General features: G+C 53.9%; 14 protein-coding genes. 6 read left to right on the top strand and 8 right to left on the bottom strand.

Going from position 1 to position 24,633, the window contains the following annotated elements; genetic code table 11:
- Positions 1 to 162: 162 nt before the first annotated feature.
- Together VK738_02055 and VK738_02050 are read right to left on the bottom strand one after the other, a co-directional pair.
- Positions 163 to 1,632, bottom strand: a complete 1,470-nt coding sequence (locus tag VK738_02055) for an ATP-binding protein (GenBank protein ID HTD21406.1) — start codon at positions 1,630 to 1,632, stop codon at positions 163 to 165.
- On the bottom strand, positions 1,629 to 2,309 hold the full coding sequence (locus VK738_02050) for a response regulator transcription factor (GenBank protein HTD21405.1): 681 nt from the start codon (positions 2,307 to 2,309) through the stop codon (positions 1,629 to 1,631). Before VK738_02050 ends, VK738_02055 begins: the two co-directional genes overlap by 4 nt.
- Positions 2,310 to 2,477: 168 nt before the next feature.
- On the opposite strand from VK738_02050, the gene VK738_02045 reads away from it, so the two are divergent.
- Both VK738_02045 and VK738_02040 read left to right on the top strand, forming a co-directional pair.
- Complete coding sequence (locus VK738_02045; GenBank protein HTD21404.1) at positions 2,478 to 3,494, top strand: WD40 repeat domain-containing protein; 1,017 nt, start codon at positions 2,478 to 2,480, stop codon at positions 3,492 to 3,494.
- Between the two features lie 45 nt (positions 3,495 to 3,539).
- Positions 3,540 to 4,568, top strand: a complete 1,029-nt coding sequence (locus tag VK738_02040; protein HTD21403.1) for a substrate-binding domain-containing protein — start codon at positions 3,540 to 3,542, stop codon at positions 4,566 to 4,568.
- A 12-nt stretch (positions 4,569 to 4,580) separates the two neighbouring features.
- Here the strand turns inward: VK738_02040 and VK738_02035 are convergent, their stop codons facing one another.
- Complete coding sequence (locus VK738_02035; protein HTD21402.1) at positions 4,581 to 5,651, bottom strand: serine hydrolase domain-containing protein; 1,071 nt, start codon at positions 5,649 to 5,651, stop codon at positions 4,581 to 4,583.
- A gap of 249 nt (positions 5,652 to 5,900) precedes the next feature.
- Here VK738_02035 and VK738_02030 point away from each other — a divergent pair, with 249 nt between their 5' ends.
- The 4 genes from VK738_02030 to VK738_02015 all read left to right on the top strand — a co-directional run bounded on the left by VK738_02030 (position 5,901) and on the right by VK738_02015 (position 12,071).
- Entirely contained in the window at positions 5,901 to 7,001 is a 1,101-nt protein-coding gene (locus tag VK738_02030) for a PstS family phosphate ABC transporter substrate-binding protein (protein ID HTD21401.1), read from the top strand.
- Positions 7,002 to 7,140: 139 nt separating this feature from the next.
- Positions 7,141 to 10,434, top strand: coding sequence for a carboxypeptidase regulatory-like domain-containing protein (locus tag VK738_02025; protein HTD21400.1), 3,294 nt, complete (start codon positions 7,141 to 7,143; stop codon positions 10,432 to 10,434).
- A gap of 43 nt (positions 10,435 to 10,477) precedes the next feature.
- On the top strand, positions 10,478 to 10,957 hold the full coding sequence (locus VK738_02020) for a hypothetical protein (protein ID HTD21399.1): 480 nt from the start codon (positions 10,478 to 10,480) through the stop codon (positions 10,955 to 10,957).
- A gap of 250 nt (positions 10,958 to 11,207) precedes the next feature.
- Positions 11,208 to 12,071, top strand: a complete 864-nt coding sequence (locus VK738_02015) for a sugar phosphate isomerase/epimerase (protein HTD21398.1) — start codon at positions 11,208 to 11,210, stop codon at positions 12,069 to 12,071.
- A 48-nt stretch (positions 12,072 to 12,119) separates the two neighbouring features.
- Here the strand turns inward: VK738_02015 and VK738_02010 are convergent, their stop codons facing one another.
- The 5 genes from VK738_02010 to VK738_01990 all read right to left on the bottom strand — a co-directional run bounded on the left by VK738_02010 (position 12,120) and on the right by VK738_01990 (position 24,249).
- Complete coding sequence (locus VK738_02010) at positions 12,120 to 14,891, bottom strand: glycosyl hydrolase (GenBank protein ID HTD21397.1); 2,772 nt, start codon at positions 14,889 to 14,891, stop codon at positions 12,120 to 12,122.
- A 106-nt stretch (positions 14,892 to 14,997) separates the two neighbouring features.
- Positions 14,998 to 17,118 carry a TIM-barrel domain-containing protein gene (locus VK738_02005; protein HTD21396.1) on the bottom strand — a complete coding sequence of 707 codons (2,121 nt, stop codon included), beginning with the start codon at positions 17,116 to 17,118 and terminating at the stop codon, positions 14,998 to 15,000.
- A 17-nt stretch (positions 17,119 to 17,135) separates the two neighbouring features.
- Positions 17,136 to 18,698, bottom strand: coding sequence for a sialate O-acetylesterase (locus VK738_02000; protein ID HTD21395.1), 1,563 nt, complete (start codon positions 18,696 to 18,698; stop codon positions 17,136 to 17,138).
- A 17-nt stretch (positions 18,699 to 18,715) separates the two neighbouring features.
- Complete coding sequence (locus VK738_01995) at positions 18,716 to 20,071, bottom strand: rhamnogalacturonan acetylesterase (protein ID HTD21394.1); 1,356 nt, start codon at positions 20,069 to 20,071, stop codon at positions 18,716 to 18,718.
- Positions 20,072 to 20,262: 191 nt separating this feature from the next.
- Complete coding sequence (locus VK738_01990) at positions 20,263 to 24,249, bottom strand: carboxypeptidase regulatory-like domain-containing protein (protein ID HTD21393.1); 3,987 nt, start codon at positions 24,247 to 24,249, stop codon at positions 20,263 to 20,265.
- Positions 24,250 to 24,633: the final 384 nt, after the last annotated feature.

Genomic DNA, 24,633 nt, shown 5'->3' with positions numbered 1-24,633 from the left:
GATAATGAAGCGACGCTGAAGCCTGAATGAAAATACTTTCAGATTCCGCCGGGGGTGTTAAGTATGACTTCTGCGCCGGGCGCAAGAAAAAAGAGGACGAATTTGAGACTGCTTTTAACACTGCCTAACCCCAAGGGAGCGGCTGTAACATATTGCGAAGATTCAATCTCTTCGCAACGAAGACAATGCTCCGAGCAAGGGATCGGCACTGGCTGGTTCTGCTTTTTTCGCTGGTATTCGCGGCAATTCAATACGCACCAGGGTCCCCTCCCCTTCTTTGCTGGAAACTTTTATCTCTCCGCCTAAAACCGTGCAAATGGACTTCACAATTGAAAGTCCCAGACCGGCACCGCCAGAATGCCGTGACCTAGCTTTATCGGCGCGGTAAAAACGCTCACAGATGTGGGGCAATGCTTCTGTGGGAATGCCCACTCCAGTATCCTGAACCTCCAGCACCGAATGCTTATCGTTCGTCTCAACAATCAGGCGCACAGAGCCTTCGTCCGGCGTGTATTTGAATGCGTTGTCCAACAAGTTGACGACAACCTCTTTCAATAACGCCGAGTCACCTCTCACCATAACGTCAGGCGCAATGAGATAGAGGACGTGAATGGATTTCTCATCCGCCAGCAATCGCATCTGTTCCGCTGTGCTCATGGCCAGCTCGCCCAAATCAATCACTACAGATTCCGGAACCGCCTGGCCTGCTTCTAAACGCGATATCTCGAGCAAGTGATTCACGATCTTGGTGAGACGCTCAATTTCCTCCAAGGCGCTGCCAATGGTCTCAAGCATCTGCGGGGAAAGCTGCTGGTGCTCGGCAACGGATTCCAGCTCACCCCGCAAGATCGCAAGCGGTGTACGCAACTCATGCGAGACATCGGCCGAGAAGCGGGAGATGTGTTGGAACGATTCTTCCAGGCGCGTCATCATGCGGTTCAGCGACGTCGTGAGCCGTTCGATTTCATCCCCGGTGTGGACCACAGGCAAGCGCTCCCCGAAGTTGTGGGAGCTGACCTTCTCGGCCCTCTGTGTGATCTCATCAAGCGGCTTCAAAGCGCGCTTCATCACGATGTAGCCGCCGGAAACCGCGCCCGCGATAATGAGCGGCATCCCTAGCGCAAGCATAAGGACGAGCGCATGCAACACGGTTTCACTGGCTTCGGAAGAAGCTCCAACTTCGATCAGGAAAGAGCGGCCGTCCCGATTAACAAAGGGAATGGCGGTAATCAGTACGCCGTAATGGGCGGCTCCGTGTTCTTCACGCCAGAGCTCACTACGCACAGTCCCTTTGACCGGAGGAACCAGGGCAGGATCAAAACGCTTATCGAGAGGCGCGGGCGAGACGTACATCACCGTGCCATTGCTGCGTGTAACGCGAATGAAACGGCCGGTGATCTCCGGCGCCATCTCGTTAAGTTCTCCAACCACAAAAGCCTCGCCTTTGCGGTCAACATCTACCAGCAGCTTGTCGCCAATGGATTGGGCATCGTCGAGAAGAGAATTTCGCAAGCTTCTGTTCAGGTAACCGGAAAGCCCCAGATATACGCTGACGCTAAAGAGGACCAGGCAAACTCCCAGAACTCCCGCGTACCAGACCGCCATGCGAAAGCGCAACGAGTGGATGTTCATGCTTCCACCCCTTCCCGGATACTGTAGCCCACGCCGCGCACGGTGCGCAGCAACTTGAGATCATGTCCGCTGTCCACTTTGTTTCTAAGATGCCGAATGTACACATCCACAATGTTGGTGATCCCGTCGAAACTCTGGTCCCACACGTGTTCGATAATCATGTTGCGTGAGAGTACACGGCCGGCATTGGTCATCAGGTATTCCAGAAGAGCATATTCTTTGGCGGTAAGTTCGATGCGGTGCCCACCTCTTTTTACCTGTTGGGTCAGCCGGTCGAGTTCCAAATCGCCAATTCGCACCGTGCTGGCTCGGTTTACCGGCCCTCTTCTCATGAGCGCTTTTACTCTTACGAGCAATTCGGCAAAGGCAAAAGGCTTGGTAATGTAATCGTCAGCCCCCAGTTCGAGGTTGGCCACCTTGTCCTGCACCGCGTCGCGGGCGGAGAGAATAAGGACAGGAACAGCAGAATTTTGGCGCCTGAGCTTTCGCAACACTTCACTGCCGTCGAGTTCGGGTAACATCAGATCGAGGATGATCAGATCGTACTGATATGTAGTAGCGAGTTCGAGTCCGCTGCGCCCGTCGCGCGCTGCGTCTACTGCATACCGCTCTGCGACCAATCCCCGTTTGATGAAGCCAGACATCTTTACTTCGTCTTCAATCAAGAGAATGCGCATTTCGATACGACCCAATCATAACGTATCGCCGAACACCGCATGAACTAAAAAGGGAAATTTTGCTGATTCATGGTGCCGCTAATTCTGAACAGAATTTCATTTTGCTTTCAGAAGAGAGTCATACATCTTGCGTAGTGTCTGGGAATCTCTGTTGGAAAGGGATTGACCATGAAAAAACTTTTATTAGCTCTCTTTGCTTTCTTGCTTGCTATGACTCCACAGGCGAAATCAGTGGATGATGCCCCTCTCAAACTCGTCCAATCCGTTGATCTGCCCAACTATTCCGGCGATTTTGACCACTTCGCCGTAGATCTGGATGGCAAGCGCCTGTTCCTGGCCGCGGAAGACCACGGCACAGTAGAAGTTTTCAATTTGAACAGTGGAACGAAGATGCGGACCATTGAGGGCTTCGAAGCTCCTCACAGCTTTCTTTTCATGCCGCAAGCCGACCGGTTGCTTGTTACCGACAGCGGCAAAGGTCTTTCCAAGATTCTGGACGCCAATAGCTTCAAGGTAATCAAGACCGTACAAATTACACAAGGCGCGGATTCCATCGGCTTTGACCGTGGCGCTCATCAACTTTATATCGTTACCGGCGGCAAAGATGTGCAGATGGATCACTCTTTTTTATCCATTGTTGATCCGGTCAACGGCAAGCACCTCGGAGATATTCCCTTTGACGCCAACCACGTCGAGGCAATGGCCATTGAGCAGAGTGGGCAAAGATTGTTTATCAATGTTACCGATCAAAACCACATTGCCGTCGTTGACAAAAACAAACGCCAAATCATTGATCGCTGGCCAGTCAACGAGTGCCAGCAAAACTCGCCGATAGCTCTGGACGAGCCTAACCACAGACTATTCGTCGTGTGCCGCAAACCTGGAATGCTGGTGGTCTTCGATACCTCCACCGGGAAATCGGTCGCCAGCCTTCCTGCACCCGAAAGAGCCGATGACGTTGCTTTTGATGCGCAGCGCCACCGCGTCTACATCACCGGCGGAGAAGGCTATATTGGCGTCTATCAGCAAAAAGATCCCGATCACTATGAGCTGATCTCCAAGGTCCCAAGCGCTGTAGGAGCGAAAACTGCTCTGCTGGTACCTCAACTGAACCGGCTGTATGTCGCGGTGTCTCCCGGCGAAGGAAAAGTTGGGGCCAAGGTTCTCACATTCCAAATTGAATAGACTTTTCCCGGCGTTAGAATTCCAAGCGTTAAAAAGGGGGATTGCATGAAGCAAACTCTACTGATGGTTTTCGTATTGGCATGGGCGGTCCCGATGTTTTCGGAAAGACCGCCGCATGCCAGGCCTAACCCTGAAACCTTCCATGCCACTCTTGATCCAAAACTTCCTGCCTACAAGCCGCGCGGCCAGCTCTCGGGCTCGCTCAACGGAGTTCAATCTGATACCACTCCGGGACTTGTCGCTCTATGGATCGAAGGATTCAGGAAGTATTATCCGAATGTCGAAATAAAAGCCTCCATCGAAGGATCGGGCGCTGCCGGACCGGTGCTTACCGAGCAAACCGCGGAATTTGGACTCATCGCGCGCGAGATGATGGAGAAGGAAGAAACCCCATTCGAACAAAAGTTCGGGTATAAGCCCCTTGAGGTTGCTATCGCTGGGGGAAGTTACCGGACCGTGGCCTTTACCGACGCCCTGACGTTCTTTGTGAACAAGCAGAACCCTCTTGAAAAACTCTCTTTCAACCAGATTGACGCGATTTATTCCAAAACCAGAAATCGCGGCGGGAAGGAAGATATCACGAAATGGGGGCAGCTTGGCTTAAAGGGGGACTGGGCGGATAAACCGATCCACCTCGTTGGAGTGAAAGAACCGAACGGCTTTGAGCACTTCCTGCGTTTGCGCATTCTTGGCGATGGACAGTGGAAAGACGGGATCACGGTGCAAGACACGGTGTTTCCGCTGGCCTCCATGGTTGCTTCTGATCCATATGCGATTGGTTATGCCGGCTTTGGCTATCTCAACGATGGCGTAAAACCGCTGGCACTGGCGAAAACAAATGGAGGTCCTTATTACAAAGGCACGTTCGAGGAAGTAGCGGAGCAGAAATATCCGCTGAGTCGCGTCATCTATATTTACGCGAATCGGACGCCGGGAAAACCGCTCAATCCAGTCCTGAAAGAGTTCGTGCGATACATTCTCAGCCGGGAAGGCCAGCAGGCCGTGGTTCAAGATGGAATTTTCCTGCCTCTGCCCGAAGCATATGCACAACAGGAACTGAAAAAGCTCGAATAAAAAGACGCCTGATCAACGACCTTTCACGGGCGACTTCCTGTCGGGATGGGTAAGCACGCCTGCGAGCTGATCTGCCAGCTTCCATAATCCGGCGGCATCAGCATTGGTCAACACTGCGAATGCAAGCTTCCGGTTGGGAATGAGATAAAGGATCGAGCTCGCACCCGGCTGCTCACCGGTATGGGCCATGACCTGCACTCCCTCATAGCTCCGAATCATCCACCCCAGACCATAATTGGTGGGTGTGACGTCAGTGGTGAACTGTGGCGTCCACATTTGTTGAATGAGTGTTGGGTCCAGCAACCTCCCCGATTCAAGCGCCATGGCGAAGCGGGTAAGATCGTCAGCGGTGGACAACAGCCCTCCTCCCGGAACCTTGTTGCTGGTGTCAGTGGGGCGCGCATTCTGAATATTGCCGTTCGATGCGAGTGAATACGAGCGGCTGCGGTGCGGAACAATCTCAAAAACATCATCGGTCCGGGTTGCAACCATCCCTGCCGGTTTGAAGACTACTTCCTGAAGCAAGTCAGAAAACGGCTTTTTTGATGCTCCCTCCAGCACGCAACCTATTACATCGTATCCGTAGTTGCTGGGCTCGAACTTTGTGCCGGGCGCGGCAATCAGAGGATCATCCGCAAAGATGGCCAGGCTGTCGGTGATGTTCGCGTAATGGATGTCGCTGAATAACTCCGGAACTGCGCCGGAGTCGGCGCGAAAATTCCGAACGCCGCTCAAATGCGACAGCAACTGTCGAGTCGTAACCCTCCATGGTTTCTGGGGAAATGCGGGGCAGTAATCCTGAATGGGCGCATCGAGGTTGAGCTTGCCTTGTTGCGACAGGACCATCGCGGCAGTCGAGGTGATCGGTTTTGCGATGGACCCGATACGGTACAGCGTATCGCGAGTGGCGGGCGTCTGATTCTCGAGATCGGCCCATCCATAGGCCCGCGAAAATACGGTCTTACCGTTGCGCATTACTGAAATTGATAACGCAGGAATCCTGTGCATCTGCATCTGCTTGCGCACAATTGTGTCAATCGTGCCCGCAAGCAACTTGGAACCAGTCCGCTCCTGTGCATTCATTGCAAACGGAAGTAAAAACAAGGACGCAAGTACGAAAAGGCGTGGCACGAAGAGGGTTGCAGCGGTCGGCATGAGCGCCCAGCATATCGCAAAGCAGGTTGTCCCGACATTCGCTTTTTATTTCTGAACAAGTTTTTATCTTCGGTTCAGAATCGTTTAATCCTGCGGGTATGTAGTAACACGGGCCAAGAAAGCCGGGAATTGAACGTGTAAATCAGCATGTGACTCATGACAAACTGGAGAAGCAAAATGCGACGAGTGCAATTGTTTTTTGTTGGTGTGGTTCTTCTGTGTATGTCTGCGTTGGCCGCCGAGCACCCAAAATTTAACGAGACGCTGCACGCCAAAGCCAACCCCAATCTCCCTGTTTATAAGAGCGCTGGAACCCTCTCCGGGTCTATGAAAAGTGTGGGCGCCGACACCATGGAAGCATTAATGAAGCTATGGATCGCCGATTTCCGCCAGATGTATCCTGATGTCACCATTGACATGGAAGCTAAGGCCTCGGGCACAGCCGCTCCTGCGCTCACCGAAGGCAGGGCCCAGCTCGGTCCGGTTGCGCGCGAGATGCTGCCCAACGAGATCGCTCCCTTCCAGCAAAAATTCGGATACGCGCCCTTCGCAGTGAGGGTCGCCGGGGGCAGCTTTCGGACTCCGGGCAAGACCCATGCGATTGCATTCCTGGTCAACGCCCAGAACCCGATTCACAAGCTTACGTTTGCGCAATTGGACGCAATTTATTCCAAGACCCGCAAGCGCGGCTACAAAGAGGTGACCACTTGGGGTGATGTGGGGGCGAAAGGTGAATGGGTCAACAAACCGATCCATCTCTGGGGCCTGATTCGGCCCAATGGTATTGCCAACTTTGTGCAGGAGCGGGTATTGGAAAACGGTGAATACAAAGACGGCATCACCGAACGCACGACTGTCGGTTCCCTGCCTGCTCTCGACGCGATCGCGCAAGGCGTCGCTGCTGACCCTTACGCCATTGGCTACTCGGGATTCAGCAGCGTCATAAAAGGCACGCAGCCGCTTGCTCTGGCCGTCAACGATAACGGCCCCTACTACAAAGGTACATTCCAGGAGGTGGTACCCCAGACGTATCCCTTGAGCCGCGTTGTTTACATTTACTTGAACCTCGCTCCAGGACAGGCACTCGACCCGAAGATCAGGGAATTTTTGAGATTTGTCCTGAGCAAACAGGGGCAGCAGGATGTGGAGAAAGAAGGAGTTTTCCTGCCGCTCCCCCAGCAAATGGTAAAAGAGGAACTTCAGAAAATCGAAGAACACTCAGGGCCAGATAAGGTAGGCCAGCATGCCAGAGTGAATGAACTCTCTCATGGCTACTGAGGCCGTCAGTGCATGAATGAATTTTCATCTTTTGTTCAGGATTGGTTCATTCCGGCAATTTATTGTGCTGAACGGTCACCGGAAAGACCGGCATTCCCTCACCGGAAGTAAGAAATCTATCTGAAACGAGGTATTCTTCATGTCCCTATCGAAGACAGGTACGTCGCGGGCCAGTGGCAGACCGCATCAATCCTTCAATCAAGAAAGCCTGTTTTTCCAGAGATCAGCTTCAGCAGCGGGCACAGCCGCCCAACGCAATTGGCTTTGTTCAGGGTATGGGCGGCAATTCTTCCAGGTGTCACTGCTTTGCCTCATGCTGCTGAGCGTTCGCGGCACTTCGTGGTGCCAGGCGGAAGGCGCAACCCTTCAGGGCACGGTCAGTGATCCAACAGATTCGGTCATTCCCCACGCAACCATCAGCATCACCAATGAAGCTACCGGCGCGATACGAAACTCAGAGACGAACTTTGCTGGAGTTTATTCTGCGCAAAATCTTGCAGCAGGAAGTTATCGCGTGGTGGCAACAGCAACCGGTTTCCATGAGAGAGGGATCACTGGATTAGTCCTGACCGTCGGCGCCGTCCGGACTGTTGATATTACTTTGAGTTTGGCGGCGAACACGACACAGGTTGAAGTAACTGCAACCAGCGGTTACAGCGCACCGGCTGTGGAAACTGCGACCTCTTCAGTCCAAGGGGTAGTGGATGATAAAACCGTGCGCGAGTTGCCGCTCAATGGGCGCGACTGGACCAGTCTTGCGGCGCTTCAGCCAGGCGTTTCGCAAATTTTCAACCTGTCAGGTGATATTGCAACCGGAAGCGCCCGCACCAACCGGGGACTTGCTTCACAACTGACCATTGGAGGCAACCGCCCGCAACAGAATAATTACCGGCTTGACGGCATCAGTGTGAACGACTATGCAAACGGCGGACCAGGAAGCGCCCTGGGAGCAACTCTGGGAGTTGACGCCGTCCAGGAGTTTTCCGTCATTACCAGCAATGCGCCCGCTCAGTACGGCCGCAGCTCGGGAGGGGTCATTAACTCCATCACTCGTTCCGGAACGAATTCGTTCCATGGGTCGGTATATGAATTCTTGCGCAACAGCGTCTTTGACGCACGTAATTTCTTTGACGGTCCCAGCGTGCCCTCGTTCCGCAGAAATCAATTTGGCGGCTCCATTGGCGGTCCGATCATCAGGAAGAAGACGTTCTTCTTTGCCGACTATGAAGGGGTCCGGCAGAGCCTCGGTGTCAGCCAGATTGCGATTGTGCCCACGGGCGCCGCTCGGCAAGGACACCTGGCCTCAGGCAACGTAATCGTGAACCCGAATGTAGTGCCCTACTTTTCTCTTTACGCATTGCCTAATGGCGCAATATCAGGCGACATCGGGCAATACAACTTTGTTGGGCAGCAAGTCACCAATGAAGACCTCATTACCACGCACCTGGACCACAATTTTTCCCAGAATGACACCTTCCGCGCAACAGCGCTTTATGACACCAGTTCCAGCAGTTCTCCAGATAACCTCGACGAACTGGTCCTCGGTGCAGTTTCACGCCGTGCGGCAGGCATTCTCGAAGAAACGCATGTTTTCTCGCCGCATCTCGCCAACGTGGTTCGTTTTGGGTATACGCGCTCTGCGGTGGGAGCGCCCACCACCGCGTCGGTTATCAATCCGGCGGCGGTCAACACCGCCCTCGGATTCATTCCCAACAGCCCTCCGGGGCAAATACTCATTACCGGCATCTCCCGGTTTGAAGGAGGGCCGGGAGGATTGGGGCCATTCTTCTATCACTACAACTCTTACCAGCTTTACGACGACGCAACTTTCGTTCACGGGCAGCAAACCATCTCGTTTGGCGGGTACGTCGAGCGGATTCAGAATAATGCTTTAGGCGGCGTGCTCCCGTTCGGCGAATACAGCTTCGGATCACTGAAGAGCTTTCTCCAGAATAAAGCGACATTCTACGAGTCCGCTCTGCCGGCGACGCCGCGCACTCCGCGTGATCTTCGGACAACGATTGCAGCCTTCTATGTGCAAGATGATTGGCGCGTGCGTGAAAACCTGACGTTGAATTTAGGTTTGCGCTACGAGATGGCCACTGTGCCCAGCGAAACCGCAGGAAGGCTCGGTGTCTTAAAGCAACTCACTGATCCACAACCTACAGTTGTGTCTGGCTATTTCTCCAATCCAACGCTTCACAATTTCGAGCCTCGTGTTGGCTTTGCTTGGACCCCCTTTCGCAAGGGCTTGACCGTTTTCAGAGGGGCCTTTGGCGTCTATGACGTGCTGCCACTGCCTTACCTTTTCAATTTGCCTGCGATCGGGTCGGCGCCATTTTATCTGGAAGGCCGCAATACCACTGTTCCGCTCGGCGCATTTCCGACCAACGGATTTGCCGGCAAGGTCCCACTGACGAAGCAAGCGTATATCCAGCCGAATCCGGGCCGTAATTATGTCATGCAGTGGACATTCAATATGCAGCAGCAACTCTCGCCCAGCACAGTCTTCACGCTTGGATACATTGGCTCCCATGGCATTCACCAGCCGTTCAACTCAAACGACATGAATATCGTTCTGCCAACAAGCAAGAGTCCGCTGGGATATCTCTGGCCGTCACCGGCCGGGAGCGGTACCGTGCAGAATCCGGCAGTCGGAGCAGTGACCGGGCTATTATGGGTAGGCAGTTCCACCTATCACTCCATGCAGGCCGAATTCAAATACAACCTCTTCAAAAGGCTTCAAGGCCGCGTCTCCTATACCTGGTCAAAGAGCATTGATGACAGCTCATCCTCAGTGGCCGGCGCTACCTTCTCGAATTCGGCGGCGAACTTGCCATACTTCGATATGTCCCTAAATAAAAGCCTGTCGGATTTCGATATTCGCCACGTCTTCTCGGCCAACTACCTGTATCAAATTCCCGCTCCGGGAAAACCTGCCTGGGCCTGGCCTTTACGCGGATGGACTTGGGGAGGTATATTTTCTGCTCGTACGGGCCTGCCTTTTACGGTTATTACCGGCGGTGATCCTTTGGGAACAAACAGCACCTCGTCGTTCGATTATCCTGACCGGGTCGCGGGATGCGGCAATCTTGTTCATCCACAAAGCGTCAACTACCTCAATTTGAGTTGCTTTTCTTTCCCTACGCCCAGTACCCGGCTTGGAAATAATCGCAGAAACAGCATCATCGGCCCTGGGTTGTTCGACGTGGATATGGCTCTCATCAAGGAGATTACTTTTACTGAGCGTTGGCGAATTCAATTCCAGGCGCAGGCATTCAATTTGCTGAACCGGGTTAACTTCGCGCCTCCACTAACCACGCAGCAGCAGATTTTCAATGGAGGCGGCAACCTCTTGCCCACGGCTGGCCAACTGACCAGCACGCTAACCAGCCCTCGGCAATTACAGTTTTCGCTAAAGGTGCTTTGGTAGAGGTTGCCGAAGGCCACAAACTTTGAGAGGAGAAAGAACAGTAATGACACGATTTAAGTATTTGGTTGGTTTATTTGCACTTCTGGCCGTTTTCGGCAGCGTTCATCCCGCTTTGTCGCAGACGCCAAAAAATAAAATCTACGCACAGAAACTGGTGGATGATGCTATTGCCAAGCACCCCGACTTGCTGGTGCTCGCCATGCATGTCACTCCGCCGAACGGCTCTGACAACATTATTATCGCTTCTAACATAGGACGAATTGGCAAGAAGGCCGACGAGGACGATCTCCGAGTGGTTCAAACCGGCAAGTCCAACCTGGAAATCAACAAAAAGGGAGACCGTTTCGAAGTAGAGTTGGTATTGCAGGACCGTTCTGGGAAGACAATCGGTGCCCTCGGTACGGTTTTCGCCTACAAGCCGGGCGACAAAGAGTCTGATTTTAACGACCGCGCTGAGAAGATCAGAAACGAGCTTCGCGTCCAGATCACTTCACTGGAAAAACTCTTCGATTCGGTTGAATAGAGCTATCTCGCTTTGTTGACATCTTTGGTTAGAGACGCAGTTTGCTGCGTCTCTATGCCACATTTCGATTATTTACGCGGATGTCATGCTTCGTGTGCCGTGTCGAGGAATTCCCAACCTGAACAGGATAGCTCTGGAGTTTCCCGCAAAAGTTGGCAGTTAGACTTTTGACGAACGAGAGGGTTACAATACGCCGGATTCGCTCGACGTCCAGGATTTAGCACCTATTTCACCCAATCGGAGACTCTCAATGAACAATGTTACCAGGCGTGGTTTCTTGAAGACTGCCAGCATTGCGGCGGCGGCGGGATCTATTCCAATTTCAGCCTTGCTTCCAGGACAACCGCTTCAGGCAGGAGTTAAGGAAGCTGCACGGAATCGCACTTTCCCATTCAGTTTTGGAATCGCATCCTACTCCTTTCGCACGTTCAAGCTGGAAGACGCCATCGAGATGACGAAACGCTTAGGGTTGAAGAAGCTCACCTTAAAGGAGATGCATCTCCCTTTGAATAGTTCGGATGAGCAAATCCAGGCGGCGGTGGAGAAGATCAAGCAGGCCGGGCTCGAAGCTGACTCCTGCGGTGTGGTTTACATGAAAACCGAGGAAGAGGTCCAACGAGCCTTCGCGTATGCGAAGAAGGCAGGCATGAAGATGATTATTGGCGGTCCGGAGCCAGCGCTGCTCCCAGCGGTCGAGCACGCAGCTAAAGAGACAGACATTATTTGTGCCATTCACAATCACGGGCCTACAGACCGCAACTTCCCCAGCCCGGAGAGCGTGTACAAGGCTGTCGCCAACATGGACAAGCGGATGGGGTTATGCATCGACATCGGGCACACACAGCGGATCGGGTTGGATCCGACGGAACAGTTCTCCAAGTGCTTTGATCGAGTACACGATTTTCACCTCAAGGACGAATCGGCGTCCCAGCCTAGCGGCACGACAGTTGAAATTGGCCGGGGCGTGATCGACGTCGCTAAATTGCTTCGGGAGGCAAACCGGCTCAAGTACTCGGGAACCTTCCACTATGAATTCGAGAAAGACGAGAAGGACCCGCTGCCCGGCCTGGCGGAATCGGTAGGTTACGTGAACGGTGTGTTGGCCGTTATGTGACGACGCGAGACGCGGGAATAGCTTCCGAATTACGGACACTCTCTAGTTTCAAGGCGCTTCAGCAACAGACAATAGGCGAATCGGTCCGAGCAAACCGGCGGGCACTGGCCGTATCTTGTCCATGTCCTGGGCTTCGAAGCGTACGCCATAACGCAAGTTGAGCAGCCGGTAATCGGGCAATGCGTGGCCAGCCATGTAGTTGACCGCGAGATTACCTACAACAATCTTCACGTGATTGTTGCCATGCTTCAGGTAAGACGTAATATCCAGCGAATATGGCGGCGACCAAACCGATCCCGCGCGACTGCCATTCACATAGACGACTGCTGCCTCGCGCACCGGGGCATCAAGCCAGGCCTGCATGCCTGCTCGCAGATTCTGTGGCGGAATGGGTTTCGCTTCCCCGAAGTCGAGCCGCACCGCGAGGCCGGGTTGCAGCATGTTTTCCGGCACGGTTACATCTTTCTCATATGTGGCAAGACCGGAAAAATAGCGCGTCTCTTTGTCATCGGTCCAGGATTCCAACCGGTCTATCGTTTTTGATTTGCTGTCTTGGCCGAACGAAATCTGCCAGCCCGTGCTCAGATCAACGGGGGCGGGAGTCACAGGCGCACGTCGCGCAGTGAGCGGCGGCAGAGAACGCCGTGAAAAAACCAGCACACGCGAAGCATAAGGCTCCAGGTTCAGCGGAATGGTTATTCCTCTTTTTGTCAGATCTTTTGTCTGAACCAGCGCTTTTGCCTTCGAAACTCTCCCAGTCATAGGGTCCCACCACTCTGCGTTCCCGGCTGCAACGCGAAAGGTGCCGTTCAAACTCACAGGTGTATTGCCGGTGTTCGCCACAAAATAAATTTCTGCGTCCTTGGTTCTACGGTGCACAAAACCGATATCCGGAGCAGGCGCGGAAAATGAGATGTCGCTCTGCAACAAGCTGGCCAGTTGTTTTCCAAGCTGCTTTTCGTCTTCGACGAAATGCGCGACAGCCGACGGGCCTTCGAACAAACTGCGCGAAAGATCACGAACCTGGCTGTTTTCCGCGTCGGCTGCCAGAAAGCCAGGGGCTAACGAAGGCAGGCGGCGTGTGGCAATCAACACCCCGCCACCGTGAGCAAAGTCCGCCAGTTTTTGCAGCGTCTCAAGCGGTATGCGTTCGACATCGGGCAGAATGACTACCCGGTATCTGCCCGGCCCAAGCGTCAGACTGTTTTTTTCCAGGTGGCCAGTTTGCTTGAGAGCATCGTCATCGAAAAAGTCCAAATTGAATCCAGCTTCGAAAACTTGCGGCATCACATCGATGCCAACTTGATCGCGAAGGGTCTCAATCAGGTGGACTCGCCCAGCGGAAAGGCTCGCCCAGGCATCGCTGTTGGGAAGATACAGAGCGACATCATTGGCAGGCTCTCCTTGTCGCAGCAGGAAGCTAAGCCGGTGCAGATACGCGGTCACATCGGGCATCACGATCCACCACGGATTTTTATCGTCCAGAGCACCCGAGGCATAGAAGCGCCATCCCGGATACTCGACACCCTCCGCGGTATAGGGCCAGCCATGCCCCACCAGTTGGTTGATTCCCTGCAGAAAGTGAAGATCTGCCTCAGCTTTGATGTCGAGAGGAGTCGCGCGAAAAACCGGCGAGTGGATCCAAGTCCAGGTTTCTGACGACGTTACCGGACGCCCATAAATATGGCTGGCCGAGGCAGCCCAGCGTGAACCGCGGACCACCTGCCACTGCGGCCCCTCGCCTTCTGGCAGATCTGACAGCGCATTGCTCGACATCTCAGCCGGAGGCATGCCATAACCTTGCATGCGAAATAATGTTTTATTTTGTTTGGCCCACCCCCGCATGGAAACAACGAAACGCTCGTTGAATAGCTCCGTAAGTGTCTTCCCCCAATCATGCCGAATGGCCCCGGTTTTTGGTCCGATATCGAATACCAGAGCAGGAAGATACCGCTTGAGGTCATAGCCTCTCCGCTTTTGGAACTCCTCCAGGAAGTCACCCGTCCAATCGGATTGAAATACTTCCAGGCTGTCGCAGAAAACTGCATACGGAGGTGTGCCGCGAAAAGCCTGCATGAGCCGGATACCAACTTTCTGTTGATACTCCGCAACAGCCGCAGCATCGTAATGATCCACCACGAACCCTTCGGCCCCTACTGCAGACCGCTTTACGGTCATTCCCGTGCGGCTCGAAATAAAGAAAAGTAGTTCGTGAGGCCCACTGAGGCCGGCAGGGAGTTCGACCAGGTTTTCTCCGTTGACGGTAAGCTCATGCAAACTTTCCGGTGCGATCGCCTGTCCCTGGATATCAGCCAGAAAAACCGCGAGCAATTTTTCGCCGGCAGTCATACTCGGCACCGACACGCGTTGCGAATCGCTCGCGACCTTCACACGCTGCAAGCGCAATTGCCCGGCGGCATGATTGATGGGAACTTGCGGCCCTCCGTAAGGCCACCCGCTTCCCAGGGTGAGATCCATTCGAAGTCCGAGCTCGTGTGCTTTTTCAGAGGTAAACTTCAGCACATCAAGAAACTCGTCGGAGAGGAAAGAAAGGTTTTTTATGCCGACATCCGGATCATCGGGAACAAGAGGATAAACCGGCTGCACCTCGAAACCGCCTATCCCCGCAGCTTTCATTTGCCGCATTTCACGCTCGAGCTCGGGCTTGGTCACTGCCGGCCCGAACCACCACCAGCGCATCATAATGCGGCTGTCATCAGGTGGATCTTGAAAGAGGCGCTGGAGTCCTCCTATTTCGGGATTGGTAAAGACCGGCGGAACCGACGCTTGTTGTGAAAACGCCGCAACTGAGAAAAGCATTAAGAATAGAATGTCCCATATTAGGAATTTAGCTGAGTCGCGAAAAATTCTTTTCAATCGCATTGATGCATCTTCCCGAGTCTGCAGGGTTTCACGCCGGCCATCTTCATTTCTTCGCTGTCCCCTGCTTGTTCTTCGCGAACCACTCACTTACTTCTGCATCTAATGCCTTCAAGTCCGGCTTCTTCTGGGCAATCGCGAGTGATTCCTGATATTCCTGATTCAGGTCGCCCAGGTCAACGCTCGAACCCACACGAATGAACAGCGGAATCTGGTAGAGTTCCGCATCAACGGTGACCGTCTGGCCACCCTGGTAAATCTTGTCTGGCCGCCAGGCATAACGCCATCGCTCACCAGCGGGCAGGTAGACTTCCTGGGTGCGCCTTCCCTTTTCCCATATTGGGGAGACAAGCAAATCTGGCCCATAAAGATACGTATGCCAGTTCGCCCACGCCTGTGAAGCCTTAGGATCAACCAGAAAAACCGGGCGCACGATTGGTGTACCTGTGTCATGCGCGGTCCGAGCGCTCTTGTAACTGTAGTCAGCCAGGCGCACATGCACCCTTCCGTAAAGCCGCCAGAGCGCGATCAGTACAGGGTCGTAACTCGGATCACGTGGCAGGTTCCAGAATCCAACGTTCTGGGTTGGACCGACCTCCATGATCGGGGTAAAGCTGCTGAAGGCCAGCCAGCGTCCGCAGACTTCCTGGTCAATTGCCTTATTGGTATAACCGCAGGTATCGGAACCCCAGTTGGGATAGCCCATCACAGCAGAACGCTGCACGGCGATGATCGCCGCCCGCAGGCCTTCCTGGGTGCCGGTAATGTCACCAGCCCAGAACACTCCGTAGGGTGAACTGCCGGTGTAGGCGGCACGAGGCATGAGGACGAAATCATCATCCTCGCGATATTTTTTTGTCACATCATATGTCGCCTTGAGGTACATGACGGGATAAGCATTGCGGTTTTCGCGGAGCGAGCGGCCATCAAAAACGTTGTAAGGACCGCCGTCTGGGATGTCCTCTTCAGCACGATCCATCTTAAATCCAACGACTCCCAGCTTAAGCAACTTCGCCACACCATCTTGCCAATACTTCTTTGCCGCCGGATTGGTCAAATCCGCCAGTGGATAGTTATTTCGTGTCGGCTTCTGGCCGGGCAAGGTATAGCCTTTCGCCATGGCTTCTTTCGCCATGTTGCCCTGGAAGAACGGGCCGATCCACATCATCATTTGCATATGTTTTTCATTGACCCAGCGGATCGTCTCAGGAAAATTGGGCAGACGCTTGGCATCAATTTCAAAATCGTCGTATCCCAATGGCCCTGGCCCCCACGGACGGTCAATCCAGTAAACACCGTCGGGAATGCCGAAGGCTTGCATCATCAGCACATCTTCCATGACCTGGGAGTTGAACGGACCCGTCACTGGCGTGCCGTCATAGTACTCCGACAACTGCGTGTGCTCGTCACGCCATCGCCAAGGCGTGTACATCCACTTAGGAGGCAGGAAGGGCGGGCCGGCATCGAGCGCATGCTCACGTACCAGTTCCATGGGGTCATCAGAGATATACACTTTGAATTCGAGACTTGGACCTTCAAATTCAATCTTGACCCGCTGGGGATCGCTCGCGGCGAAATCAACACGACCCGGCCACAGGCTCTTTACAAATAAACCATAGCCACGGGATGAAACATAGAATGGAGCATATATAGAGGTAGTGGGCTTGAGGATCATCTCAATGGTTTGCCCGCGTAGATCCATGGCCTGCTTCAGGCCAGGCGCCCATGAAGCCTGTTGCGGCCCGTCCACTACACGTTCCATGAGCCCGGTGTAGTATTCTTCCTGCGTCGAAGCCACGGCAAAGCCCCATTTGGTAATGCCGGAGTCAGGCTGAGCACCCAAGCGAATGATGAAATTGTGGCCTTCCCGTTTGACCGAGATATTCACCGTGCGGCCGTCAGCCATCTTGGCTTGGTTTTCGAATCCTTTGCTCTGAAGGCTTCGCTCCTTACCAGTAATTTGCGCGGGGAAGGTTGTGCGTCCCTCGGTGGTCTCATAGAAAAATCCGTCGAGCCGGAAGGCGCGTTTTCCACCGCCTTGATCCTGTGGCAAAACCAAAGCAGCCTCGCCGTCTCCAGTCTGAGAGGACGCAGCTTGCTGGCCAAAACCAACGGTTGACGAAAACAAAACCAGCAGCAAAGCTGCCAAACTTTCTCTGATCATCATTCTTCTCCTGAGCACTGTTAGCGTTTGCCGTCCGTTGGTCCCGGCCAATCATCACTGCGGAACGGGGCCGCCGGCAGTCCCGTTTCGTTGGTAAGGTTAGGATGCTGCGGATTATTGTTGAACGCATACCGCACTGCCTCGGGATGCGGCACCAGACGAGACCGAACTTCCACCCGATCTTTTCCAGCAATCGTCGCATCGACCCAATGCCATTGATGGTCCGCCCCGGCGATAGCAAACTCGTCGAGTTTGCTGCCATCTTTGATTTTCAATCCTTGCCCCACTTCGCCAAACGTAAGAATGATCTTCGACCCACTTATCTTTGCCTTGAGAAACATTGGGCCTGATTTCACCATCTTGCGGCCATACACATCCACCAGCGCCCATCGGCACATGCGCTTGCCAACTTCAAGCTTGTTTTTAGGATGAATGTCATGAGCTTCACCTATATCAATCGTTACAATGAGTCCACTTTTGGGAATTGTCAAAGCGGTGCGCCGCTGTGCCTCACGCAAAAAGCTCCAAGGCTCATCGGTGGGCTCGGGGCGGACGTCTCGATAGCTCGGAAGCTGGATAATGCCGAAGGGGAAATCTCCCTGTCCCCAGCGCTCTCGCCAAGCCCGAATCATTGTGGGCAAGAGGATGCCGTACTGTTGCGCACGGTCCTCGTTTGATTCTCCCTGATACCAAATCGCGCCGCGGATGGCGAATGGTATGAGTGGCTCAATCATGCCGTTGTAGATGGAAGCGGCAATGCGGTAGGGGCGCAGCGCATCCGGATCGCGCGGCGCGTTGGGTGCGCGAGTGCCGTTGGCCTTTGCCTTCTCGACCGCATCACGCCACTGTTTCATCTTTTCATCAAACTCAGCCTTGACCCGGGGCCTCTCTTCGTCCCAGATTTTGGTGCGCTCCACGCACGGACGAAGATCGTCCGATGCCAGAATATACTCCACCGGTGTCCAAGCTTCGGCCTGCGACCCGCCATATGACGAATTAATCAAACCAATAGGAACCTGCAGCTCTTTCTGCAACTCTACCCCGAAGTGATAACATGCCGCGGAGAATGGCTTGACTGACTCTGGCGAAGACACCTGCCACATCCCCAACTTGCCGGTCTTGCGTTTGAACGCAACCTCGCGGCTTACGTCGAAGAGAAGAATGGTGGGGTGATCGGCGGCCGCAATCGCGGCGTCGCCGTCATTGGTCTCGGGCAAGGTGCGCTGCATGTTCGACTGGCCTGAACAAAGCCAGACCTCGCCCACAAGAACATTTTTCAATTCGATCACGTTGTGTCCGGTGATTGTTATGGTGGCGGAGGCTGCATTGGCAGGCATGGGATCAAGGTCAACGCGCCATTTGCCTTCTTGGTCGGCTTTGGTTTTCTTGACCTGGCCCGCGAAGCTAACGGTAATGGCCTCATCCGGATCGGCCTTGCCCCAAACTGGTACACGCTGGTCGCGCTGGAGCACCATTCCATCACTCAAGATATCGGGCAGCGTGACATCCGCGTAAGCCGCGGAGACGAGCACCGTTATCGTTATTATTAGTGCCCAAGAAAGCTTCTTATTCCAATTCATCATGCAGGTCATTTATTTCTTCAATTGCCTTCTGGCTTTGCCTCCGTACTCATCGGACTTGTCGGCAAACTCCAGTCCGGAAGCGCGTCGGGATGGCGGGGATCAAAAGGCCGCAGGTCATCAACTAGGTATTTTGTAAGACCAAGCTTGTTCTCTTTGATGCCCTCGACCACGCATTTGGCCAGCTCATAGGCTCCGTAAGCATTGAAATGGGTATTGTCTTTAAGTTCGGCCTCCTGCCCCGGAAAAGTTCCCGCAGGATAGTGCACAAAAGCCTTCAATGTTCCGTCCGGTCCCATGGCTTCGAACAATGTTTTGCTCATGGCATTCAGGTCTATCAGCGGCACGTTTTCATCTTTGGCTAACAAGCGCATGGCCTCGGGATAGTCTCCGAGCGTGTTTACTATCTTTCCGTCTGCGTCGAAGTTTCGGCGGTGCATTGAAGTCACCAGCACTGGAATGGCCTTGCGCTTTCGTGCTTCATCAATGTAGAGCTTGAGAGTATCTCTATAAGTGGTGAATGGATCTACATGAGAAGAGCCCGGCTTCTGGTCATTATGCGCAAATTGGATGAACAGATAATCGCCGGCTTTGATCGTCTCCAGAACCTTCTCCAGACGGTGCTCTCCCATGAAGCTCTTCAGAGACTCTCCTGATTCAGCGTGATTGGCGATGGCGACACCCTGCTTAAAGAACCGGGGCAGCATTTGTCCCCAGGCGGCCCAGGGCTCCTTCGCTTGATCGGTCACGGTAGAGTCTCCCGCAATATAAACGGTGATGGCATCATCAGCCTTGCTGATCTCAAGCGTTTGAACACACGGATGGGTATTGTTGAATTCAAAGGTCAACTGGTCATCCCAATCCAGATTGGATTGCTCGTCGCGCTTTAATCTGACCATCTCGCCCGAGTTCAATTGACTACGCCGAACGTTGATCGTGAACTTTCGAGTTTCGAACTTCCCCGACGCCGTATGCACTTTTTCCAGCACCAAACGGCGCGCTTCCATCTTGAGAGTGGTTGTGGATTCGCTCGATTTATCGCCCAAGGTAACCGAAACGCTGTAATTCCCCTCGGGCACATCAACCGTAAACAAAAATGGTTTGCCGTCAGTACATAAGCTGCCAGGCGGCGTCTTCGCTTTACCCGGCTCTTTTGCGGGCACCGGCAAAGCGCCAATAAAACCGTACCCACGGTCTTTGACGTAGGCGGCGGTTGGCAAAACCTGGAGATAATCCCGTTCAGCCTTTCCCTGTCCGAAACTGAATTTGAAATTTGTCTTGCTGGGCTGGGCCAGGGCGGTTCTCGGGGCTATTCCCTGGAACAAGGCCATGGCGATTGCAACGACGGCGACAACCGAAAGGCGCCTTGTTTGCACTATTAAATCCTCCACGTGTAAATACTCTTACCTCCGCTATTTCTGCGGATATGTAATCAGGATCCACAATGCTTTAATGTCACTTTAAGCCAGGTTCTTGATTTTCTCGTAAAGCGCGTTCAGCGGCAGCGGCGGGTTTGATCCCACCACCGGCTGAAGAATTACGAAGGTGCTAATGTATGCTGCTTCGATCAGAAATAAAACTTTATACCGAACTGGATGTAACGCGGCAATCCGAGATCACGAAGTTGTCCGAAGTTGGGGTTGTAGGCTTGCCGCAGGCGCCATAGCTTGTACCCGTTTAAAGTTCTGATGTCGAAGGCATTTGCGTTTGTGGTGGCAAAGCCCGTGGGAAGCTGAATATGGAAGAAGTCCAGTGGCAACGCGCCCTTGCCACCGTTCGCCCGGAAACTGTCCACCATCGCTTCAATCGAGTTCAAGGTACCTGCTGACACCGGTTGCCCGTTGAAAGCCGCCCAAGCGGCGTATTCTGCGTTTGTGAGACTGGTGGGGGTTGCCACGCCCGACGGATAGGCGACACTGATAGTACCTTCATTGGGCGCGCCCATAAAGTCGGGACCGGAGTTACCGGAAGTCAACTGGAGGATAGGATGATTGAGAACGTTGACAGCATCCACGCGGATCTGCAATCTGCGCTTACCGTCGCCGCCGAGACTGAAAGTCTTCTGCACCGAGACGTCGAAGTATTGCTGTATCGGTCCACGGACATCAAGAGTACGAGAGGCATTCCCCAATTGGCCCTTCACGGGACGCATAAATGCCGCGGGATTGAGGTAAGGTTCGCAAACGCTGCTGGCTATGCAGTTGCGGTTGTAATTTGGGTTAATCAGCGGCACGCCGGGAACAATGTCTGGACGAACGGTGTGCGTCAGGGTAGCGTTCAGGCCGTTCGCGTCTGAGATTGTCGGCAAGAAAGGATATTCACTTTGCAGCCGGAAGACCCCGCTCGTAGTCCAGCCGCCCAGTAGAGTATTGAGCAGTGTCCCCGCATTGGTCAGGAACCTGTGGCCCTGCCCGAACGGGACGTCATAGATGTAAGTCGCGCTAAACGCATTCTTGACGTCGTAGGCAGATACCGAGCGATCAAGGCTAAGCGGCGCTCCAAAGGTTACATCACCGCCCTGCGTCGTGCCTGACGTAAGCACGTTCTTGTCAGGACCGGCGTCGGAGGCATTGTCAATGGATTTACCGTAGGTATAGTTGGCGGTAAACGTCAGGCCTGTGCCCACTCGCCGTTGCATACTTACATAGCCGGCATGAAGGATGCTGCTTCCCCCCGAATCAAAATAGGTAAAGAGATTATTGAAACCTCCATACACACTTGCCAGACTTCCTAGAGGTATCGAAAGCGGATTTCCAGCCAGATCTCTGCGGCCAAGTGGATCAACAATAGTGGTATCTGGCGTTGCCGGAGTACCGGTCTTCGTAGCACCGGGAGGTAGTTGCGTCGCGGTGTCCATGGCCTCGATAAGGTTGAAGTCACGAGGATTGGAATTAATCTGCGGCAGGAACAGATGCGTTCCTTTGCTGCCGAGATAGCCCAGTTGGAAGATGGTATTGCGGAACGGCTCCCACGTCATGGATAAATTCCAGTTCTGCACATAGGGGATCTTTGAATTATTCGAAACCGCGAATCCCGGAATACCCAAACTGCCCAGATAAACCAGCCCGTTTGTGGGGATGTTCAGCGCGGTCTGCGGCGTAAGCGAAGGATTCAAGAGCGGCGGATTGCTTGACAATCGTACCGCAGAGGTCGGATCAACTGCGCCGGTTGATCCGGTCGTCGTGGTTGATATATTGACCGTCCCGCCAAAATCAGGATTGGGTAGCCGGTTGTTTCCCGTAAGAGGAACGTGAGAAAGTCCGTAACCACCTCGAATCACAAGGCTTCGCCCTCCTGAGAATGGAGACCACGCGAAACCAATGCGCGGTTCGAAGTTGTAACGCTCGATTGGAGTGAGGTACTTTGACCGTCCACCAAGTCCGGCGTAAGCAAACGGGGGGACAATGATGGAGCTAACCACTTGTCCGCTGCCAGGAAGTGTGACCGGTGTAGTCAGCCCGAAGCTTTGTGCCAACTGCGGCAGGAACTCGCCCTGCAGATTGTTTTTCTCTACGCGCGGCAGTTGCAGGGAGTAACGCACGCCCAGATTCAGCGTAAGGTTGGGTTTCAGCTTCCAGTCATTCTGTATGAATGCAGCGGCGCTGTTCCAACGGTAGTGGTACGAAATCAGGACTGGGCGATCCAACACCAGGTTGGGTACTCCTAGCAGGAAGCTGGCAAACGGATTCCCTCCGTTGGCCGTGGACGTTGAGCCGAACACCATGCTGGTCTGGGCAGTCCTGAAGTCCCAGCGGCCGCCCGAGGCGCCGAAAAATGGAATCACATTCAGCAGCGAATGGTCCAGATCAATGCCGAACTTCCAGTTCATGTTGCCGCGGGTCATGTAAACCGTGTCCGCGATGTTGTATCGCTCTTCAACGTTGTAATTGTTCGTAGATCCCGAAGAACCGATATTAGTAAAGGCGTCGAACCCATTCGCATCCGTGCTGACTTGAAAGAGGGGCGTTCCACCCTTGGTAAGACTGGGGAGCCCCAACTCCGTGGCCAGGTTTTCGCCTGACTTGATGTTGAACCGCGGCGAAAAGTCGTTGCTGAATGTGCCGCGCGTGTAGTCGAGACGCACCTCGTTCATTATGCTGGACGAAAAGGTCTGAGTATCTGAAATCACAGCTTGCTGAGAATAGCTGTAGGATCCGCCATTGCCATTCACGTCACTGCCGAAACCAGTTGTGCCTACCGCCGGAACCAGCGTGTAGCGGAAGCTCATATGGTTCGAGTTGGTAAGGGTATGGTCTACCTTGGCTGTATAACGGGTTTCATTCTGCTGCACAAAGCGATGGACCAGAAAATTCTTTACGTTTCCATTCGCATCCAGGAAATATGCGCCCGCGTGCGGCATGAACTGCAGCGCCTTGAGCGCCGTTGGGTCCAAGTAGTTCTGGGGGATTACGTTAGGTGTGGCAAACTGGACAGGAGTGGTCAAAGGCGTCATTTGGCCATTGGCTCCGAGAGTGAACTGCCGAAAAATTGTGGCAGGCCCGACCGACGCGAGACTAAATTGCTGCGCCACACTGTTTGGCAGCCAGCCGCTGGTCGTGCGCGTTAAGCCGGTGAAGTCCCCGTTGCGCATGGCGTCAGTGGGAAGCAGTGAGCCCACCGTCAGGAAGTCCTGGCGCCAGCGGGGTTCGAAGGCAAAGAAGAAGAAAGTCCGATCATGGCCGTTATAAAGCTTTGGGATCACCACCGGTCCGCCCACCGTCAGCGAACCCTGGTTGCTGCGCAGATTGTTGGGAGGAGGATTGAGCTGTGTCGTAAACTGTCTTGCACTGGTCGAGGGGTTGCGTGTATACCACAGCGCCGTGCCGCGCAGATCATTCGTTCCCGATTTAGTAGTCGCGTTAATAACACCGCCACCGGTCTGGCCGTATTCCGCCGAATAGGCCGAGGTCTGTACGGTGAACTCCTGCACCGTCTCGGGCGTGAAGCTTACGACTTCGCGCGCAATTCCGATGCCCGTATTGTTGGCCCCATCGGCCAGGATCGCGGAGCTTCCCGGACGGCCGCCACCCAAACTCAAATTGAAACCAGGGACCGGTGCCCCCGCGGTGACGCCGGGATCTTCAGTGCCAACGACTCCATTCACCGTAGGAGCAGTGATGGCCAAGTCAAGCACGCTTCGGTTGTTCAGCGGAATGTCCGCGATCTGGCGCTCTGTAACGGTTTGGCCAACAGTGCCCGATTGGGTGTCAATCAGCGGCGCGTCCGAGGTGACATCAACCGTCTCAGTGGTCGCTCCCGGCTGCAGCACAACGTTCTTGGTTGCCGTTGTTGCGGTATCCACTTTGACGTTCTCAATGACTTCCTTTTTGAAGCCGCGCGCCTGTACCTCGATGCGGTAAATAACCGGCTCCAGGTTCTGGGCGCTGTATGAACCGGCGCTCGATAGATGCAGCCTTATCCCTTCGTTGGTGCCCACATTGGTAATCACTACGGTTGCATCCGCCACAATCAGACCATGCTGATCGGTAACCGTGCCGCTTATACCGCCTCGGTTGCTTTGGGCTGCGGCCCAGACGGACAGCAACAGAATCAAACCCATCACACATGTACAAACCAATTTGCTTCGATACGCTCTTAACATTGCGAGACTCCCCCCTCCGGAATCAACTTCGGTGCAGGAAAAAGTGGTTTGTTATCCCCACATTTCCAACCCAAGGGCCAGTTGTGCTGCGAACCCAGCGGCCGCAAAAGCAATCAACCACCCCAAACCCCCGCTGAACACTGCGCGGTGAGCATATTTACCCGCCTGTTTCGTTCAATCAAGCACTTTCTTCCAATAAGCCTGTGTTTTGCCCTACAAAACAGGATAAGGCGAACGCTGAGCTGGATAAGTACCTACAAACAAGGGAGTTGGATGCATGTAATCTTGCTGATAGGTGCGCCCCTTGCTTTAACACAGCCTGCAATTTTGTTATAT

It is taken from the genome of Terriglobales bacterium (assembly GCA_035487355.1).
GTDB lineage: Bacteria > Acidobacteriota > Terriglobia > Terriglobales > Acidobacteriaceae > QIAW01.
Note: the sequence above shows the minus strand (reverse complement) of the source record. Positions and strands in the feature narration are given on the sequence as shown.

Bases quoted from the DNA above. Each gene is read 5' to 3' on its own strand.
- VK738_02055 (HTD21406.1), bottom strand. From the start codon at position 1,632: ATGAACATCCACTCGTTGCGCTTTCGCATGGCGGTCTGGTACGCGGGA.
- VK738_02050 (HTD21405.1), bottom strand. From the start codon at position 2,309: ATGCGCATTCTCTTGATTGAAGACGAAGTAAAGATGTCTGGCTTCATC.
- VK738_02045 (HTD21404.1), top strand. From the start codon at position 2,478: ATGAAAAAACTTTTATTAGCTCTCTTTGCTTTCTTGCTTGCTATGACT.
- VK738_02040 (HTD21403.1), top strand. From the start codon at position 3,540: ATGAAGCAAACTCTACTGATGGTTTTCGTATTGGCATGGGCGGTCCCG.
- VK738_02035 (HTD21402.1), bottom strand. From the start codon at position 5,651: ATGAATGCACAGGAGCGGACTGGTTCCAAGTTGCTTGCGGGCACGATT.
- VK738_02030 (HTD21401.1), top strand. From the start codon at position 5,901: ATGCGACGAGTGCAATTGTTTTTTGTTGGTGTGGTTCTTCTGTGTATG.
- VK738_02025 (HTD21400.1), top strand. From the start codon at position 7,141: ATGTCCCTATCGAAGACAGGTACGTCGCGGGCCAGTGGCAGACCGCAT.
- VK738_02020 (HTD21399.1), top strand. From the start codon at position 10,478: ATGACACGATTTAAGTATTTGGTTGGTTTATTTGCACTTCTGGCCGTT.
- VK738_02015 (HTD21398.1), top strand. From the start codon at position 11,208: ATGAACAATGTTACCAGGCGTGGTTTCTTGAAGACTGCCAGCATTGCG.
- VK738_02010 (HTD21397.1), bottom strand. From the start codon at position 14,891: ATGCTTTTCTCAGTTGCGGCGTTTTCACAACAAGCGTCGGTTCCGCCG.
- VK738_02005 (HTD21396.1), bottom strand. From the start codon at position 17,118: ATGATGATCAGAGAAAGTTTGGCAGCTTTGCTGCTGGTTTTGTTTTCG.
- VK738_02000 (HTD21395.1), bottom strand. From the start codon at position 18,698: ATGATGAATTGGAATAAGAAGCTTTCTTGGGCACTAATAATAACGATA.